The organism is Terrimonas pollutisoli (assembly GCF_029360765.1).
In the GTDB taxonomy this organism is placed as follows: domain Bacteria; phylum Bacteroidota; class Bacteroidia; order Chitinophagales; family Chitinophagaceae; genus Terrimonas_B; species Terrimonas_B pollutisoli.
Genome location: NZ_JARKNA010000049.1, coordinates 1 through 2,599, shown reverse-complemented (window position 1 = coordinate 2,599; position 2,599 = coordinate 1). Strand labels below are relative to the sequence as shown.

The 2,599-nt window shown below is 36.5% G+C and carries 4 protein-coding genes; 3 read left to right on the top strand and 1 reads right to left on the bottom strand.

Annotation, left to right across the window (positions count from 1 at the left end):
* Positions 1-105: 105 nt before the first annotated feature.
* The 3 genes from P2W73_RS26260 to P2W73_RS26250 all read left to right on the top strand — a co-directional run bounded on the left by P2W73_RS26260 (position 106) and on the right by P2W73_RS26250 (position 1,957).
* On the top strand, positions 106-585 hold the full coding sequence (locus tag P2W73_RS26260; RefSeq protein WP_276505079.1) for a hypothetical protein: 480 nt from the start codon (positions 106-108) through the stop codon (positions 583-585).
* Entirely contained in the window at positions 582-1,028 is a 447-nt protein-coding gene (locus P2W73_RS26255) for a hypothetical protein (RefSeq protein WP_276505078.1), read from the top strand. Before P2W73_RS26260 ends, P2W73_RS26255 begins: the two co-directional genes overlap by 4 nt.
* A 356-nt stretch (positions 1,029-1,384) precedes the next feature.
* A complete protein-coding gene (locus P2W73_RS26250) occupies positions 1,385-1,957 on the top strand; it encodes a hypothetical protein (RefSeq protein WP_276505077.1) in 573 nt (190 codons plus the stop codon).
* 175 nt (positions 1,958-2,132) lie between these two features.
* On the opposite strand, the gene P2W73_RS26245 is transcribed toward P2W73_RS26250, so the two are convergent.
* A complete protein-coding gene (locus P2W73_RS26245; protein ID WP_276505076.1) occupies positions 2,133-2,288 on the bottom strand; it encodes a helix-turn-helix domain-containing protein in 156 nt (51 codons plus the stop codon).
* Positions 2,289-2,599 lie beyond the last annotated feature (311 nt).

Below are 2,599 nucleotides of genomic sequence, written 5' to 3'. Positions count from 1 at the left end.
GATCCAATATCTCTGACCGCCTGCGGAACTGACGACGTTTAACTGCTGATAAAACTTCCATCGCTTTTTGCCACTAAATTAAATCGCTGAAAAAAACAGGAAAAGATGTACTTCGCCGGAGGCTTACATCGTAAAGATGAATTTAAAGGAGACGATGATGAGGGAGGCTTTCATGAAGAAGGTGGTGTTTATGGGCCAACTAAGGATGGCACAGAAGCTGTTGTTCATGCAAAGCCAGGTGCAAAGTCAGACCCATTGAACGATGCACAAGCTACAGTAGTTCCGGGTGAAGCAGCAGACCCTTCACAAGCAGATTTATTACCAAGGCCAGAAGGATCTTTCCATGTGCATCCTTCGGGAACAAGAACACCCGGCTCTAATACAATAGGAGGAAAAAGCGGCAGCTTTGTACCTACGCCAACCGCCGGAGTTGATTATAATGAAGCAAGTGGTTATAGAGGCAACTCTTATGTCCTAAGCCCAAGTAGTGGTACAGTGTATGTCCTGAACAAAAGTAACTCTACTGCACCTGTAGCAACATTTCCTTTAAAACAATTTTTATCAATTGGAATACCAAAAAAATGAGAACAGCAATAATTTTTATATACTCTTTATTTTTAAGCGGCTATTCCTTTGCCCAAAATAATACTATCAACATAGACTTTGAAGTAGATGGAAAACGAATAGCTTATAAGAATGCTACAGTAAAATTTATTTATACCCATGACACACTTACCGCAAACATTGATGATAGCACGGTTATTATACCTGCTTTAGTTTTTAAAAAAAATGCTACAGTTATTTTTTATATTGACAAATATGTTTTGCAGTTTGATTCAATCCCTGTTTCTGTAAATAATTTGTATCCCAGATGGACTGTAGGAGTAGATAAAAAACCTTTTGACAAAAAGAAATTTACGACAGTTAAACGGTGGAAGAAAGTCCAGATAGTATATTATCTTGAAAATAATTACGGCAGAATGTATACTGTTTGGCGGTATAAAAAATCAAAGGTTGTTAGAAAATAAAACAGCAAAGCCGCATCACTGCGGCTTTTGTTTTACTTAGCGAAAGCTTTTTTTGCTTTATGATGAGAGAGAGCCATATCAATGAAGTAGTACACTTTTTCTTTTTCTTCCTGCGGTAGTGCTTCAATATCTTCCATGCCCATTGGGTCGGGAAGGAACGACAGGTCACGAAGTTTTTGGGCATGGGCGCTCTCTTGCTTTAGGAAGAGGAGATGCTAATCAACAACAAGATGCAATTAGATTAGAAAATCTCATATTAAGAGTAATGGGACAGGGAGGCATACAAAGAGATGGTACAGACCATGGAACCAGAGTAAAAGTTGAAAACACAAGTAAATTACCCGGATATTAATACTATGAAGCAGTTAATTTATATAACCTTTTTCTTAGCTTCCCTATCTTCCAATCTTAAAGCTCAAAAGATAGAATTGTCAAAAATTGATTCTTTAAATATTGAGCGTTCCCAAAAATTGGCAGATTGGATTTTAAGTACAAAAGAAGGGCATACGAGGTATTTGATTTTTGCAATAGGTGATGAATTGTTATTTATTTATGATTCTGCTAATGTCTACAATCTAAATTTTTTATCAGAGAAGTTCAATTACACAACTCAACAAAAGGAGTTTAGCTTCAGAGAAACTCAACAAATAGACTTAAATCAGAAGCCATTGAGCAGCTTTTGGTTCCGTAAAAAAGCCTGTTCTCAACAATTTGTATATACAGGAAATCAAGATGTTCCTTCTCATGCAAACTATATGTATTTTTTGATGAAGGATGGCGTAAATAAAATTTGTGAGTTTAATATCCCTGTTCAAAACAATGTGGATTTAAATAAAGGACAGAAAATACCTTTAAATAAGAAGCTTCTCAATTATTTACTAAGAGCGCTACTTCCTTACGTTGCAAAAAGAGCGGCATCTAAATCATAAACAAGAAAGTCGCATCGTTGCGGCTTTCTTGTTTATCGAATTATACTTTATGCTTTAGCTTTTACTTGTTGTTTGCAGTTCAGCAGTGGTAAGATAGTTATCTACTACTTTTAAAATTGTTTCCCTGTTATCGTCATCAATTTTTTCTAATAGCTCCAAACGATGGAGCATTTTTTTATCCTTCACCACAAAAAAAGAAGTACCCACCAAATAAATCCAAGGACACATCAAGAGCATCAGCAATCTTTGCAGTCACATCCATAGAGGGAGTAATCTCATTACGTTCATTGCGACCAATGATAGCCGATGAAGTGCCTACTTCTTTAGCCATTCATCCCCTGACGGGCTTTTGTCTTTACGAAGCTGAAATTAAAGCCGGGCTGCAGCTTGCTTATCCAACCATGATTTTTAATTTACAGAGCAGGATGGTCAAATAGGATATGATATTATTCTGAATGAAACAGATCCCTCATTAGTAAAGTTGGAGATGGATATTTATTAGGTAACGTATGCTTCTGTAAGCTCCCCCAAAGTTCGGCCATGTAGTTAGAGTTAACAAAGGCTGAAGATGTTAACTTTAAATTTTAATACATGAAAAAGCGATTTACCGAAAGCCAGATAGTGGCTGCGATTAAGAAACAG